We start from the raw sequence: 15,347 nt of genomic DNA, 5'->3' as shown, positions 1-15,347 counted from the left end.
CATGACAAGAGGGCGGCGCCATGGACCATCTCGTACTCACTGTGTTTGCTCCGGACAAGCCGGGGCAGGTCGAGCGCATCGCCCAATGCATCGCCGAGCACGGCGGCAACTGGCTGGAAAGCCGCATGTCACGGATGGCCGGGCAGTTCGCCGGGATTCTGCGGGTGGGTGTACCGGCGGAGGCTTACGACGAATTAGTCGATTCCCTACAAGCGCTGTCGACGCAGGGCATTCGCGTGCTGATCGCGGAGAGTGGTATCGAGCAGTCCTGCACCTGGAAACCGATCGCCATGGAACTGGTGGGTAATGATCGGCCGGGCATCGTGCGCGACATCACCCGCTTGCTCAGCGAGCAGGGGGTGAACCTTGAGCGGTTGGTGACTGAAGTGCGACCGGCGCCGATGAGCAGCGAGCCGTTGTTTCACGCCGAAGCGATTCTGGCAGTGCCGCTGACCTTGTCGCTGGATGTGCTGCAATCGCGTCTGGAAACCCTGGCCGATGATCTGATGGTCGAACTGGTGTTACGCACAGAAGTTTAATCGCTGCCCGGGTTATCCAGTTTTTACATGCACCTGCCTGTGGATAACCTGTAGAGACCGGGCGCAACGCCACGTCGGCCGTGGCTTGCAGCATGCTGATCAAAAAACCGCCAGCATTCAGTGACTTGCGCACAAACGGCGGGGATCACGCTGTGGATAACCTTGGGAAGGAACGTTGCAGGCCACGAGAACCGTGGCCTGCGAAGCTTTGTGCGTTTTTTGATCAGCTGCGCCGGCGCAAACTGATCACTGCATCGACGCTGTAAACGGCCAGACCGGCCCAGATGAAGATGAACGCGATCAGCGTGCTCGACGACAAATGCTCACCAAACAGCAGCACCGCCTGCAGCAGCACCAGGGTTGGCGCGGTGTACTGGAGGAAACCGATGGTGGTGTAGGGCAGATGACGGGTGGCAGCGTTGAAACACACCAGCGGGATGAGCGTCACCGGACCCGCCGCCACCAGCCACCAGGCTTGCGAGGTGGTCCAGAACTCGGGTTGTGCGCTGGTGGCGGTCTGGTTGAACAGCAGCCAGGCCACGGCAATTGGCACCAGCATCCAGGTTTCCACCACCAGCCCCGGCAAGGCCTTGACCGGCGCCTGTTTGCGGATCAAACCGTAGAAGCCGAAGGTCAGCGCCAGCACCAGCGATACCCACGGCAGACTGCCGACCTGCCACACCTGCTGCGCCACGCCGACGGCTGCCAGCCCCACCGCAATCCACTGCATGCGCCGCAGGCGTTCGCCGAGAATCAGCATCCCCAGCAGCACGTTGACCAGGGGGTTGATGTAGTAACCGAGGCTCGCTTCGAGCATGCGCCCGTTGTTCACCGACCATACGTAGGTCAGCCAGTTGGCCGCGATCAGGGTGCCGCTCAGGGCGAGGATCGCCAGACGCTTGGGGTTGTCGAGCAACTCGCGCAACCAGCCCGGATGCTTCCACACCATCAGCAGCAAAGCGCCGAACAGTGCCGACCACAACACGCGGTGAATGATGATCTCGACAGCGGGGACTTCGGCGATGGCTTTGAAGTAGATCGGGAACAGGCCCCAGATGATGTAGGCACTCAGGCCCAGAATGTACCCGCGACGCGGGTTGGCGGCTTGCATGCAGAATCCTTGCTTAGGCAGCTGACAAAGCAGGGATTGTAAGGAGATTTGTTGGCAAATGAGTTTTGAATTTGTGAATACTGGCCAAATGTGGGAGCGGGCTTGCTCGCGAATGCGGTGTATCAGCAGCAGAATAATTGCCTGACACACCGCCTTCGGGAGCAAGCCCCCTCCCACAAAGGTTTGTGGTGAATCAGAAGAGTTTCAGTGGCTCTTCATTCAGCGCCGACAGCTGTTCACGCAGCGCCAGCACCTGATCACCCCAATACCGTTCCGTACCAAACCACGGAAAGCTGTGCGGAAACGCCGGGTCGTCCCAGCGCCGCGCCAGCCAGGCGCTGTAGTGCATCAGGCGCAGGGCGCGCAGCGGTTCGATCAGCGCCAGTTCACGGGGATCGAAGTCGTGGAATTCGTTGTAGCCGTCCATCAGTTCCGACAGTTGCCCGAGGCATTCCTGACGGTCGCCGGCGAGCATCATCCAGATGTCCTGCACCGCCGGGCCCATGCGGCAGTCGTCGAGGTCGACGATGTGGAACATTTCATCGCGGCACATCATGTTGCCGGGGTGACAGTCGCCATGCATGCGGATGTTCTGGTGCGGCGTGGCGGCGTAGACGTCTTCGACCCGCTTGAGCAGGTCGCGGGCCACTGACTCGTAGGCCGGCAGCAGGCTCTTGGGGATGAAATTGCCTTCAAGCAACGTCGCCAGCGAGGCATGGCCGAAGTTCTGTACGCCCAGTGCTTCACGGTGTTCGAACGGCTTGGTCGCGCCGACCGCATGAATCCGCCCGAGCAACTGGCCGAGACGATACAACTGATCGAGATTGCCCGGCTCCGGCGCACGGCCGCCGCGACGCGGAAACAGGGTGAAACGGAAACCGGCGTGTTCGTGCAGGGTCTGGCCGTTGTGGATCAGCGGCGCCACCACCGGGATTTCGACGTCGGCCAGTTCGAAGGTGAACTGGTGTTCTTCGAGGATGGCTGCGTTGGTCCAGCGCTGCGGGCGGTAGAACTTGGCGATCAGCGGTTCGGAGTCTTCGATACCGACCTGATAGACGCGGTTTTCATAGCTGTTGAGCGCCAGAATGCGTGCGTCACTGAGAAACCCGATGCTTTCGACGGCATCGAGTACGAGATCGGGTGTGAGGGTTTCAAACGGGTGGGCCATGCTGACTCCTGCGCGCAGCAGGCTGCCGCGTCCGGCCCAGCATGGTAGCGCAGATGGCAGCGGGAGAGTTGGTTGGTGTCTGTGCTGACGCCATCGCGAGCAGGCTCACTCCTACAGTTGGAACGCATTTCCTTGTAGGAGTGAGCCTGCTCGCGAAAGCGATTTATCAGGCGCCGACTATTCCGCCATCCTCACGGGTAATCGCCATCACCGAAGACCGCGGCTTGCCATTGGGCAGATGCTCAGGGAAGGTCGAACCACCGTTTTCGCCTGGATGTTGAATCCCGACAAACAGGGTTTTCTGATCCGGCGAGAAGCTGATCCCGGTGACTTCGCAACCAATCGGCCCGACCATGAACCGGCGAATCTCGCCGGTCTTCGGGTCGGCACAGAGCATCTGGTTGTTGCCCATCCCGGCAAAGTCCCCGGCGTTGCTCGAATCGCCATCGGTGAGAATCCACAAACGCCCGGCCTTGTCGAAGCCCAGTCCATCCGGGCTGTTGAACATGTTCTGCGGGGTGATGTTCGACGAACCACCCTTCGGCGTGCCGGCGTGCACGCCCGGGTTGCCGGCAACCACGAACAGGTCCCAGGCGAAGGTTTTCGAAGCGTGATCATCGCGGTCGGTGCGCCAGCGGAGGATCTGCCCGTAGACGTTCTTCTCGCGCGGGTTCGGCCCACCCACCGGCTGCCCGTCTTCGCCGCGCTTGGCGTTGTTGGTCAGGGTGCAATAAACCTGGCCGTCCTTCGGACTGACGACGATCCACTCCGGGCGGTCCATGCGCGTGGCGCCGACCACACTGGCGGCGAGGCGGGCGTGGATCAGCACTTCGGCCTGATCGGCGAAACCGCTGCTGGCGTCGATGCCGTTCTTGCCGTGGGTCAGTTCGATCCACTGGCCCTGGCCTTTCGGGTGATCGGGGTTGCCGTCACCGGCGTCGAACTTGGCCACATACAGCGTGCCGTGGTCGAGGATGTCGCGGTTGGCTTTCGCATTGCGATGGTTGATGCGGTCGCGACTGACAAACTTGTAGATGAACTCGCCACGCTCGTCGTCGCCCATGTACACCACGGCGCGACCGTCATCGGTCTCGGCCAGTGCGGCGTTTTCGTGCTTGAAGCGGCCGAGGGCGGTGCGCTTGACCGGGGTCGATTGCGGATCGAACGGATCGATCTCGACCACCCAGCCGTGACGGTTGAGTTCGTTGGGATTTTTGGCCATGTCGAAGCGCGGGTCGAACGGGTGCCAGTTGATCTCGCGGCTGGCGGCAGAGACACCGTAGCGCTTTTGCGCCGGATCGAACTGCTGCTGGGCGTTGCTGCTGCCAAAGCAATCGGTGAAGTTTTCTTCGCAGGTCAGATAGGTGCCCCACGGTGTCTTGCCGTTGGCGCAGTTCTGGAAGGTGCCGAGGACTCTCTTGCCGTGCTTGTCGGCGGCCGTCTTCATCAGCTCGTGACCAGCCGCCGGGCCGCTGATGCGCAGCGGCGAGTTGCCGTGAATCCGGCGGTTGTAACGCGAGCCCTGGACGAACTGCCACTGGCCGTTCCTGCGCTGCACTTCAATCACTGACACACCTTCGCAGGCCAGCGCCTTGCGCACGTCTTCGGCCGATTGCGGCATGCCGCCGTGCGGGTAGAGGTAGCGGTAGTTGGTGTATTCGTTGTTGATCGCCATCAACGCGCGGTTTCGGTCGTCGGGGAATTCGAACAGGCTCATGCCGTCGTTGTTGTCGCCGAACTGCACTTCCTGAGCGGCGGCGGTGCCATTGCCGCTCGGGTCGAACGCCGGGCCGTTCTTGTGCAATGGCTGACCCCAGCTGATCAGCACCGAAGACTTGTAGCCCTTGGGCAGGCTGATGACGTCGGTGGTCGCGGCGGGAATGCTCTCGAAGCCGAGCAGGCGGCTGTTGCCGGCGCTGATGCCGGTGGCCAGCGCGCTGCGGCTGAGCAGGTTGCCGCCGAGGAACATGGCGGCACCGCACAGCGCGCCGGCGCTGATGAAGCCGCGACGGCTGAGGCCGACCATCTTTTCCAGGTCAGTCGATTGGTTTTCTTCTAATAGGCTCACATCAGGCTCCCTGCTTGGTTTTGGCAGCCACCTTAATGAGCGTCGATTACGCTTTCGTTGCAGCGCCTGATTAGAGTGGTGTGCCGATCAGCACATTGGACGGCGAGAACTGCACCTGCACCGGTTGCTCGACACTCAAATTGCGGGTGCGAAGCTGCAGCGGCTCAGCGAGAGCGCAAAGCGTCTGGCCGTTGGGCAGGGCGATGCGAACTTCGCTGGGGCCGTCTTCGGCATCGAGAATGGCTTCGATAGTGCCGCTCAGAAGATTGTGTCCAGATGTTGCAACTTGCTCCGGGGGCAGTAGTTCAAGCCAGCCAGCCTTGATCAAGGCCACCACTTCGGTGCCCGGTTGCAGTTCCAGGTGCACGGTGCTGTCGTGGGTGATCTGCGCGTTGATCCACAGGCCTTCGGCCAGTTCGAGGCGGATCAGGTCATTGCGACCCTGACCTTCGATGGCCACGACTTTGCCGTGCAGCTGGTTGCGCGCGCTGGTTCTGAGCATCAATCGCCCAAGCAGATCCAGATCGCTGGCGTCCTCAGCGGCCTCCAGCACCTGCGCCTGTAAAGCTTGCAGCTTTTGGTACAGACGCAACACCCGTTCGCCTTCGCTGGACAATCTGGCGCCGCCGCCGCCCTTGCCGCCGACCGCACGCTCCACCAGCGGTTTCTGCGCCAGGTTGTTCAGCTCATCAATCGCATCCCATGCCGCTTTGTAACTCAAACCGGCGCTTTTTGCGGCGCGGGTGATCGAGCCCTGTTCGGCAATGTGTTGCAGCAGGGCGATGCGCTGCGGACGGCGGACGATGTGCTGGGAGAGCAGGGTGGGCAGGGACATTGGTGGGTGCTTTTTCACAGTGGCGGTGGAGAGTGAAGTTGGCGGCTTGCGACGCATCAGTCAAGCCAAACACAGTGCTCTTGTAGGAGTGAGCCTGCTCGCGATGGCGGTGGAACAGTCAGCATCAATGTTGGCAGTAATTGCGCTATCGCGAGCAGGCTCACTCCTACAAGGGATTGTGTCGGTTTCAGTTTCCGGGTTTTGGCGTGCGGGCCAGACAATAGACGTCGACTCTTGCAGCGCCCGCATCCCTCAACAATCGCGCCAGTGCCTGGGCCGTGGCGCCGGTGGTCAGCACATCATCAATCAACGCGAAGTGCCGACCTTTCACCTTTGCGTCAGGGGCCAGAGCGAAGGCGTGACGCAAATTGCGCTTGCGCGCCTTAGCGTCGAGATCCTGTTGGGCGCTGGTGTCGTGGACCCGCCGTAGAGCATGTTCCTCAAAAGGCAGATCCAGCTGTTGGCTCAACCATCGCCCGAGCATTGCCGCTTGATTGAACCCACGTTGACGCAGGCGTTTCCCCGCCAGTGGCACCGGCAACAACGCATCAGGCCTTGGCAATCCTTCATCGAAGCGATGTTGCAGGTATTGTCCGGCAACATCGGCGAGCAAGTGACCAAACGGCCATTTCGCGTTGTGTTTAAAACGCGTAATCAAACTGTCCACCGGGAAGTCATAGCGCCACGGCACGACCACCTGTTCGAACGCCGGCGGCTCTAGCAGGCACCCGCCGCAAGTCAGTCCAGCGCCGGGCAGCGGTAGGGCGCAGGTCTGGCAATGGTCGCCGAGCCAGGGCAGATCGGTTTCGCAGGCGACGCAGATTGGCACTTCTGCTTCTGCGGGTTCATCGCACAACAAACAGCTTTGTACGTTTTTTAAACAGATGTAAACCTGTGCTTCGTCTCGTGGTTGACAGCGCATGACTCTTCCTTAAATATGCCGAACATCCGTGTCGCGCCTGTGGGTATTCCGTTCCCGCAGCCGCCAGCCAAGCATAACCAAGGAACTGCCCATGAGCGCCAGCACCTCTGCCACCCTGCGTCACGACTGGTCTTTAGCCGAAGTCAAAGCGCTCTTCGTACAGCCATTCAACGACTTGCTGTTCCAGGCGCAGACGGTGCACCGCGCACATTTCAACGCCAACCGCGTGCAGGTTTCCACGCTGCTGTCGATCAAGACCGGTGCCTGCCCGGAAGACTGCAAGTACTGCCCGCAGTCCGGTCACTACAACACCGGCCTGGAAAAAGAAAAGCTGATGGAAGTGCAGAAAGTCCTCGAAGAGGCTGCCCGCGCCAAGGCCATCGGCTCGACCCGTTTCTGCATGGGGGCCGCGTGGAAGCACCCGTCGGCCAAAGACATGCCGTATGTGCTGAAGATGGTTGAAGGCGTGAAGGCCATGGGCCTGGAAACCTGCATGACTCTCGGTCGTCTCGATCAGGAACAAACCGAAGCGCTGGCCAAGGCTGGCCTCGATTACTACAACCACAACCTCGACACCTCGCCGGAGTTCTACGGCAGCATCATCACCACCCGCACCTACAGCGAACGCTTGCAGACGCTGGCCTACGTGCGTGAGTCGGGAATGAAGATCTGCTCCGGCGGCATTCTTGGCATGGGCGAGTCGCTGGACGACCGCGCCAACCTGCTGATCCAGTTGGCCAACCTGCCGGAGCATCCGGAATCGGTGCCGATCAACATGCTGGTGAAAGTCGCCGGCACGCCGCTGGAAAACGCCGATGACGTCGATCCGTTCGACTTCATCCGCATGCTCGCCGTGGCGCGCATCCTCATGCCGCAATCCCATGTGCGCCTGTCCGCCGGCCGCGAAGCGATGAACGAGCAGATGCAGGCGTTGGCGTTCTTCGCCGGTGCCAACTCGATTTTCTACGGCGACAAACTGCTGACCACTGCCAACCCGCAGGCCGACAAGGACATGCAACTGTTCGCGCGTCTGGGCATTCAACCGGAAGCGCGCGAAGAGCATGCCGATGAAGTGCATCAGGCCGCGATCGAGCAGGCGCTGGTGGAGCAGAAGAGCAGCGAGCAGTTCTATAACGCTGCCATCTAAGTTTTTGATGCGATGCAAAACACTGTGGGAGCTGGCTTGCCAGCGATAGCGGACTGGCTGTCGACATCTATGTTGAATGTGCCACCGTCATCGCTGGCAAGCCAGCTCCCACAGGGTCTGTGTCCGTCTTGATTCATCTGATCTGACTGTCGAGGCCTGCATGTCTTTCGATCTCGCCGCACGCCTTGCTGCCCGCCGTGCCGAAAATCTCTACCGCCAGCGTCCGTTGCTCGAGTCCCCGCAAGGGCCTGAAGTGGTGGTCGACGGTCAGCCGTTGCTGGCGTTCTGTAACAACGACTACCTCGGTCTGGCCAATCACCCGCAGGTGATCGAAGCCTGGCGCGCCGGTGCCGAGCGCTGGGGCGTCGGTGGCGGAGCTTCGCATCTGGTGATCGGCCACAGCGTCCCGCATCACGCACTGGAAGAAGCACTGGCTGACCTCACCGGCCGGCCGCGTGCGTTGCTGTTCACCACTGGCTACATGGCCAACCTCGGTGCGGTCACGGCACTGGTCGGGCAGGGCGATACGGTGCTGGAAGATCGCCTTAACCACGCGTCGTTGCTCGATGCTGGTCTGTTGTCCGGCGCGCGTTTCAATCGTTATCTGCACAATGACGCCGACAGCCTGGCCAAGCGCCTGGAGAAAGCCACCGGCAACACGCTGGTGGTCACCGACGGCGTGTTCAGCATGGACGGCGATCTCGCCGATCTGCCAGCGCTGGCGCGCGAGGCCAAGGCCAAAGGCGCGTGGCTGATGGTTGATGATGCCCATGGCTTCGGCCCGCTCGGTGCCAATGGCGGCGGGATCGTCGAGCATTTCGGCTTGAGTCAGGACGATGTGCCGGTGCTGGTCGGCACCCTCGGCAAGGCGTTCGGCACCGCCGGTGCGTTTGTCGCCGGCAGTGAAGAGCTGATCGAAAGCCTGATCCAGTTCGCCCGGCCCTACATCTACACCACCAGCCAGCCACCGGCGTTGGCCTGTGCGACGCTGAAAAGTCTGGAATTACTGCGCAGCGAGCATTGGCGACGTGAGCACCTTAACCTGCTGATCCGCCAATTTCGTCGAGGGGCCGAGCAGATCGGTCTGCAGCTGATGGACAGCTTCACCCCGATCCAGCCGATCCTGATCGGCGATGCCGGTCGCGCCGTGCGCCTGTCGCAGCTGCTGCGCGAACGCGGCTTGATGGTCACGGCAATCCGTCCGCCTACCGTCCCGGCAGGAAGTGCACGCCTGCGCGTGACCCTGACCGCCGCTCACAGCGAGGCGCAGGTGCAGCTATTGTTGGAAGGACTGGCCGATTGCTTTGCCCAACTGCCGCCGGAGCCAAGCCATGCGTGATCGCCTGATTCTGCTGCCCGGCTGGGGCCTCGGTGTTTCGCCGCTGGAGCCTCTGGCCGCCGCTTTGCAAGGGCTTGACGAGCATCTGCATGTCGAGATCGAGCCGTTGCCGGAGCTGGATTCCAGCGACCTGCAGGACTGGCTCGACGAACTCGATGAATGTATTCCTCAAGACGTGTGGCTGGGCGGTTGGTCGCTGGGCGGCATGCTTGCCTCTGAACTGGCAGCACGGCGCGGCGAGCGTTGCTGCGGTCTGCTGACGCTGGCGAGCAATCCTTCATTTGTCGCCCATGAGCATTGGCCGAGTGCGATGCCGGGCGAGACGTTCGATGCGTTTCTCGCCGGCTGCCAGACCGACCCGCGGATGACCCTCAAACGGTTCTCGTTGTTGTGTGCTCAGGGCGCGCAGGACCCGCGCGGCATGTCGCGGCTGCTGCTGGGTGGCGCGCCGGCCACTTCGCCGCAAGCGTTGATGGCCGGGCTTGAACTGCTGGCGCAGATCGACACGCGCGAAGCGTTGCAGGCGTTTCGCGGCCCGCAGTTGCACTTGTTCGCCGGTCAGGACGGCCTGGTGCCGGCAGAAGCGGCGGGAGCGTTGTTTGCGCTGTTGCCGGATATCGAAATTGGTCTGATCGAACAGGCCAGTCATGCATTTCTTCTGGAAGACCCCCATGGCGTGGCGGGAGCGATCCAGGCTTTTCTACACGAGTGCGGTGATGACTGATTTGTCTCTTGTTGCGCTGCCCGGCGGCTTGCCCGACAAGCGCCAGGTCGCGGCCTCTTTCTCCCGTGCGGCGGCCAGCTACGACAGCGTTGCCGAGTTGCAGCGCGACGTCGGTTCGCAGTTGCTCGCGCGCTTGCCAGCGGGTTTTGTGCCGGCACGCTGGCTGGATCTGGGCTGCGGCACCGGCTATTTCACTCGCGCATTGGCCGAGCGATATGTCGAAGGTCAGGGGCTGGCGCTGGATATCGCCGAGGGCATGCTCAATCACGCACGACCATTGGGCGGCGCGCAGCACTTCATCGCGGGTGATGCGGAACGTCTGCCGTTGCAGGATTCAACCTGTGAGCTGATCTTTTCCAGCCTTGCGGTGCAGTGGTGTGCGGACTTCGAATCGGTGCTCAGCGAAGCCTTTCGTGTGCTCAAGCCGGGCGGGATTTTCGCGTTTGCTAGTCTTTGTGTAGGGACCTTGTACGAGTTGCGCGACAGTTGGCGGCAGGTCGATGGTCTGGTGCACGTCAACCGCTTCCGCGAATTCGCCCGGTATGAGCAGTTGTGTGCCGAAAGTGGCTTGCGTACGGTGAGTCTGCAGAATCAGGCGCATGTGTTGCACTACCCGGATGTGCGCAGCCTGACTCACGAACTCAAGGCACTCGGCGCGCACAATCTGAACCCCGGTCGGCCGGGTGGCTTGACCGGACGCGCGCGGATTCTCGGCTTGATCGAGGCTTACGAGCAGTTCCGTCAGGCACAGGGATTGCCGGCGACTTACCAGGTGGTCTACGCCGTGTTGGAGAAACCCTTATGAGCGCAGCCTATTTCATCACCGGGACTGACACCGATGTCGGCAAGACCACCGTGGCTGCCGGGTTGCTGCATGCTGCGCGCTCGGCAGGGCTGAGTACGGCGGCGGGGAAACCGGTGGCTTCGGGTTGCGAGGTCACCCCCAAGGGTTTGCGCAATGCCGATGCGCTGGCGCTGCTGGCGGAGTGTTCGGTGCCGTTGACTTATCAACAGGTCAATCCGGTGGCATTCGAGCCGGCCATCGCGCCGCATCTGGCAGCGCGTGAGGCCGGCGTCGCGCTGACTGTGCAATCGTTGCTGGCGCCGATGCGCGAAATTCTGGCGCTGAATGCCGATTTCACATTGATCGAAGGGGCGGGTGGCTGGCGGGTGCCGTTGGCCGATCAGGACAATCTGTCGGATCTGGCCATCGCGTTGAAGCTGCCGGTGATTCTGGTGGTGGGCGTGCGCCTGGGCTGTATCAGTCATGCCTTGCTGACAGCCGAGGCAATTGCCCGCGATGGCCTGCAACTGGCCGGTTGGGTGGCGAATATCATCGATCCGAAGACCTCGCGGCTGGAAGAGAATCTGGCGACGCTGGCCGAGCGGCTTCCCGCGCCGTGTCTGGGGCGTGTGCCGAAACTCAAGGCACTCAGTGCCGAAGCAGTGGCTGCCCACTTGCAACTCGATCTGCTGGACTAATGCTTTTGCTATGACAGGGCACTGTGCCATCAGTATTTTTGACGGGTGTTTTTCTGACGCCTCTGCTTCAATGGCAACCATTGATCCTTCCCAAGGATGAGAGCTCCCATGGAAATCTCCGGTAACACAGCTTTTTATGCGGGTTTGAGCACGATTCAGACCGGTCAGAACCGTGTCGATCAGGCGGCCAGCCAGATCGCCAACAACACCATCGAGCGTTCGGTCACCAGCCAGTCTTCCGAGGCGCAGGTCGATCGTCTGCGCGGTATCGACCGCAGTCAGCAAATGGATCCGGGCAGCGCGATGGCCGAGATGGCTCAAGGCAAGTTTCAGGTGGAGCTAGGCACCAAGGTCGCCAAGGCTTCCGATGAAATGCTCGGGACGATCATCGATACATTTGCCTGATTTTTCGTGTCTCCTGCCTGCTGAGCGCCGCGCCTCGTCGCGGCGTTTTTCGTTGTAAGTCCTTCTCCCTCAACTAATCTTTTTTCATTGCCCGTGGCGCTTTGCAGTCCATGGCGGTTTGCCGTGTCCGGCATTTGAAAAAAGTCATGACGAACGGCAAAAGATCGACGCTTGACAAGATTTCGGCGTAAACGTATGTTTCAAACAACTGTTTGACCGTCACAACAAATCAACGCGGTCGTTCATTCCCGGTTACATCAGCAGAGGTTTATCGCTATGCCTGACTACAAGGCCCCCTTGCGTGATATTCGCTTCGTTCGTGACGAACTGCTCGGCTACGAAGCGCACTATCAGAGCCTTCCAGCTTGCTCCGAAGCAACGCCGGACATGGTTGACGCCATTCTTGAAGAAGGCGCCAAGTTTTGTGAGCAGGTACTGGCACCGCTGAACCGCGTGGGCGACCTCGAAGGCTGCACCTGGAGCGAGTCCGGTGTGAAAACCCCGACTGGCTTTAAAGAGGCCTACAAGCAATTCGTCGAAGGCGGCTGGCCAAGTCTGGCGCACGACGTCGAGCACGGCGGTCAAGGCCTTCCAGAGTCGTTGGGTCTGGCTGTGAGCGAAATGGTCGGTGAAGCCAACTGGTCGTGGGGCATGTACCCAGGCCTGTCGCACGGCGCGATGAACACTATCTCCGAGCACGGTACCCCTGAGCAGCAAGAAGCCTATCTGACCAAACTGGTTTCCGGCGAATGGACCGGCACCATGTGCCTGACCGAACCGCACTGCGGCACCGACCTGGGCATGCTGCGCACCAAGGCCGAACCTCAGGCTGATGGCTCCTACAAGGTTTCCGGGACCAAGATTTTCATCTCGGCCGGTGAACACGACATGGCCGACAACATCGTCCACATCGTACTGGCCCGCCTGCCGGACGCTCCGGCTGGCACCAAAGGCATTTCCCTGTTCATCGTTCCAAAGTTCCTGCCGAACGCCGATGGCACCCTCGGTGCGCGCAACGCAGTGAGCTGCGGTTCGCTGGAACACAAGATGGGCATCCACGGCAACGCCACTTGCGTGATGAACTTCGACGGCGCCACCGGTTTCCTGATCGGCCCGGCGAACAAAGGCCTGAACTGCATGTTCACCTTCATGAACACCGCACGTCTGGGTACCGCGCTGCAAGGTCTGGCCCACGCAGAGATCGGCTTCCAGGGTGGCCTGAAATACGCTCGCGATCGTCTGCAAATGCGCTCCCTGACTGGCCCGAAAGCGCCGGACAAGGCCGCTGACCCGATCATCGTGCACCCTGACGTACGTCGCATGCTGCTGACCATGAAGGCCTTCGCCGAAGGCAACCGTGCGATGGTGTACTTCACCGCCAAACAGGTCGACATCGTCAAATACGGCGTCGACGAAGAAGAGAAGAAGAAGGCCGACGCACTGCTGGCGTTCATGACGCCGATCGCCAAGGCGTTCATGACCGAAGTCGGTTTCGAAGCCGCCAACCACGGCGTGCAGATCTACGGTGGCCACGGCTTCATCGCCGAGTGGGGCATGGAGCAGAACGTTCGCGACAGCCGCATTTCGATGCTGTACGAAGGCACCACCGGCATCCAGGCACTCGACCTGCTGGGCCGTAAAGTGCTGATGACTCAAGGCGAGGCCCTGAAGGGCTTCACCAAGATCGTCCACAAGTTCTGCCAGAACAACGAAGGCAACGAAGCCGTCAAAGAGTTCGTTGCACCGCTGGCTGCACTGAACAAGGAATGGGGCGAGCTGACCATGAAGGTCGGTATGGCAGCCATGAAAGACCGTGAAGAAGTCGGCGCGGCCTCCGTGGACTACCTGATGTACTCCGGTTACGCCTGTCTGGCCTACTTCTGGGCCGACATGGCACGTCTGGCAGCCGAGAAGCTGGCAGAAGGCACCGGCGACGCCGCGTTCTACACCGCCAAGCTGCAAACCGCGCGCTTCTACTTCCAGCGCATCCTGCCACGTACCCGTACCCACGTGGCCACCATGCTGTCGGGCGCCAACAACCTGATGGACATGAAAGAAGAAGACTTCGCACTGGGCTACTAAGCCTCAACGCGGTCTGACGAAAACCGTTGCTCCCTCGGGGGGCAGCGGTTTTTTTGTTGCTGAATCGCTCAGAAACCCGGGTTTTCTGCCGTTAAAGAGACTGCGTGTGATCTGGATCACATTGTGTGTGCTTAACTGGCCACATTGCAGGCACAATGCCATCTCTTTGATATGACGGGTCGGAGCTTTACCCTTGCCGCGTTCTTCCGCTGTACGTTTCAGCCATTTCCTACCTTCACTGCTGTTGTTGCTCGCGGGGTTGGCGGCTGCGTACGTCAAAGACCTCAACGTGTTCTTCACTTCGCTGTTCAACGTGTTGCCGACCCTGGTTCTGCTGTTGGGCGGCGCTTACTGTGCGGTTTACCGACGTCAGCGCGAGCTGTTTCTGATGCTCACGGTGTACATCGCCTACTTTTTGCTCGACACCCAGACCGACTATTACCGCGACAATGGCAAGGTGCGCGATGACGCAGCCGTGGTGTTCCACCTGGTCTGCCTACTGCTGCCGTTGCTGTTCGGGCTGTTCGCGGCGTGGCAGGAACGCACGCATCTGTTTCAGGACATGGTCGCGCGCTTCGCCGTGTTGCTGGCCTTTGGCAGCGTCGCTCTGGGTCTGGAACAAAGTTATCCCCAGGCGTTGCTGATGTGGCTATCGGAAATTCGCTGGCCGGCGCTCCACGGCGCCTGGATGAGCCTGATCCAGATGTCCTATCCGGTATTCCTCTCGGCATTCCTGTTGCTGGCCTGGCAATACTGGCGCAATCCGCGTCCACTGCACGCGGCGCAATTGGTCGGCCTGCTCGGGGTGTTCTGGATGCTGCCGAAAACCTTCATCCTGCCGTTCACCCTGAACATCATGTGCAGTCAGGTGATGCTGATGATTGCCGCTGCCGTGGCGCATGAGGCCTATCAAATGGCCTTCCGCGATGAACTCACCGGTCTGCCGGGGCGGCGCGCGCTCAATGAGCGAATGCAGCGTCTGGGCCGCAACTATGTGCTGGCGATGAGCGACGTCGATCATTTCAAGAAATTCAACGACACCCACGGTCACGATGTCGGTGATCAAGTGTTGCGACTGGTCGCGAGCAAGCTGTCGAAAATCAGCGGTGGCGGTAGGGCGTATCGCTATGGGGGTGAAGAATTCGCCTTGGTGTTTGCGGGCAAAACCCTTGAGGAGTGCATGCCGCACCTGGAAGTCATCCGCGAGTCGATTGCCTCCTACAACATCCAGTTGCGCAATCAGGAGAGTCGTCCGCAGGACGATCAGCAAGGTCGTCAGCGTCGTAGCGGCAGCGGTGCTTCCAGTGTCTCGGTCACGGTCAGTATCGGCGTCGCCGAGCGCGTCGAGCAGCGGACGCCGGAAGAAGTCCTCAAGTCCGCCGACCAGGCGTTGTACAGCGCCAAGGGCGCCGGGCGTAACTGCGTCATGGCGTTCGGACAGAACCGTCGCGGCGCGGTGCGCATGGACAGCGCCGCTGGCTGACTCAAGCCACACGTCATCACTCAAAAGCCCGCTGATTGCGGG

The 15,347-nt window shown here is 61.0% G+C and carries 14 protein-coding genes; 9 read left to right on the top strand and 5 right to left on the bottom strand.

The genetic code is table 11. The annotated features are described in order from the left end of the window. The first annotated feature begins 20 nt into the window (after positions 1-20). The gene (locus tag QRN61_RS00410; RefSeq protein ID WP_285372978.1) at positions 21-539 is read left to right on the top strand and encodes a glycine cleavage system transcriptional repressor; all 519 of its coding nucleotides are present in this window, start codon (positions 21-23) and stop codon (positions 537-539) included. Between the two features lie 223 nt (positions 540-762). Here the strand turns inward: QRN61_RS00410 and rarD are convergent, their stop codons facing one another. The 5 genes from rarD to QRN61_RS00385 all read right to left on the bottom strand — a co-directional run bounded on the left by rarD (position 763) and on the right by QRN61_RS00385 (position 6,643). Next, positions 763-1,650 (bottom strand): EamA family transporter RarD, encoded by an 888-nt coding sequence (rarD, locus tag QRN61_RS00405; protein WP_095137447.1) that lies wholly within the window; start codon positions 1,648-1,650, stop codon positions 763-765. Between the two features lie 193 nt (positions 1,651-1,843). After that, positions 1,844-2,818, bottom strand: coding sequence for a serine/threonine protein kinase (locus QRN61_RS00400; RefSeq protein WP_183785535.1), 975 nt, complete (start codon positions 2,816-2,818; stop codon positions 1,844-1,846). Positions 2,819-2,984: 166 nt separating this feature from the next. Then, complete coding sequence (locus QRN61_RS00395) at positions 2,985-4,886, bottom strand: PhoX family protein (RefSeq protein WP_097089093.1); 1,902 nt, start codon at positions 4,884-4,886, stop codon at positions 2,985-2,987. A 70-nt stretch (positions 4,887-4,956) separates the two neighbouring features. After that, on the bottom strand, positions 4,957-5,721 hold the full coding sequence (locus QRN61_RS00390) for a TOBE domain-containing protein (RefSeq protein WP_096796678.1): 765 nt from the start codon (positions 5,719-5,721) through the stop codon (positions 4,957-4,959). Positions 5,722-5,908: 187 nt separating this feature from the next. Continuing rightward, a complete protein-coding gene (locus tag QRN61_RS00385) occupies positions 5,909-6,643 on the bottom strand; it encodes a ComFC family protein (protein WP_096796677.1) in 735 nt (244 codons plus the stop codon). A 91-nt stretch (positions 6,644-6,734) separates the two neighbouring features. Between QRN61_RS00385 and bioB the strand changes: the two genes are divergently transcribed. The 8 genes from bioB (at position 6,735) to QRN61_RS00345 (ending at position 15,305) form a co-directional block, all read left to right on the top strand. After that, complete coding sequence (gene bioB, locus QRN61_RS00380; RefSeq protein WP_086793534.1) at positions 6,735-7,790, top strand: biotin synthase BioB; 1,056 nt, start codon at positions 6,735-6,737, stop codon at positions 7,788-7,790. 160 nt (positions 7,791-7,950) lie between these two features. Next, complete coding sequence (gene bioF / locus QRN61_RS00375) at positions 7,951-9,129, top strand: 8-amino-7-oxononanoate synthase (protein WP_285372977.1); 1,179 nt, start codon at positions 7,951-7,953, stop codon at positions 9,127-9,129. Further along, positions 9,122-9,853, top strand: coding sequence for an alpha/beta fold hydrolase (locus QRN61_RS00370; protein WP_285372976.1), 732 nt, complete (start codon positions 9,122-9,124; stop codon positions 9,851-9,853). Before bioF ends, QRN61_RS00370 begins: the two co-directional genes overlap by 8 nt. Further along, complete coding sequence (gene bioC / locus QRN61_RS00365) at positions 9,846-10,658, top strand: malonyl-ACP O-methyltransferase BioC (RefSeq protein WP_285372975.1); 813 nt, start codon at positions 9,846-9,848, stop codon at positions 10,656-10,658. Before QRN61_RS00370 ends, bioC begins: the two co-directional genes overlap by 8 nt. Beyond that, positions 10,655-11,335: a dethiobiotin synthase gene (bioD, locus tag QRN61_RS00360; protein WP_007966523.1), complete on the top strand. Its 681-nt coding sequence runs from the start codon at positions 10,655-10,657 to the stop codon at positions 11,333-11,335. Before bioC ends, bioD begins: the two co-directional genes overlap by 4 nt. Positions 11,336-11,443: 108 nt before the next feature. Continuing rightward, complete coding sequence (locus tag QRN61_RS00355) at positions 11,444-11,740, top strand: hypothetical protein (RefSeq protein WP_003228898.1); 297 nt, start codon at positions 11,444-11,446, stop codon at positions 11,738-11,740. 276 nt (positions 11,741-12,016) lie between these two features. Further along, positions 12,017-13,822 (top strand): phenylacyl-CoA dehydrogenase, encoded by a 1,806-nt coding sequence (locus QRN61_RS00350; RefSeq protein WP_027610694.1) that lies wholly within the window; start codon positions 12,017-12,019, stop codon positions 13,820-13,822. A gap of 193 nt (positions 13,823-14,015) precedes the next feature. Continuing rightward, positions 14,016-15,305 carry a GGDEF domain-containing protein gene (locus QRN61_RS00345; protein ID WP_202370965.1) on the top strand — a complete coding sequence of 430 codons (1,290 nt, stop codon included), beginning with the start codon at positions 14,016-14,018 and terminating at the stop codon, positions 15,303-15,305. Positions 15,306-15,347: the final 42 nt, after the last annotated feature.

Origin of the sequence: Pseudomonas sp. lyk4-TYG-107 (genome assembly GCF_030209055.1) — a bacterium.
Taxonomy (GTDB): domain Bacteria; phylum Pseudomonadota; class Gammaproteobacteria; order Pseudomonadales; family Pseudomonadaceae; genus Aquipseudomonas; species Aquipseudomonas putida_A.
The sequence above is the reverse complement of the archived record's forward strand: the minus strand, read 5'-3'. Positions and strand labels throughout refer to the sequence as shown.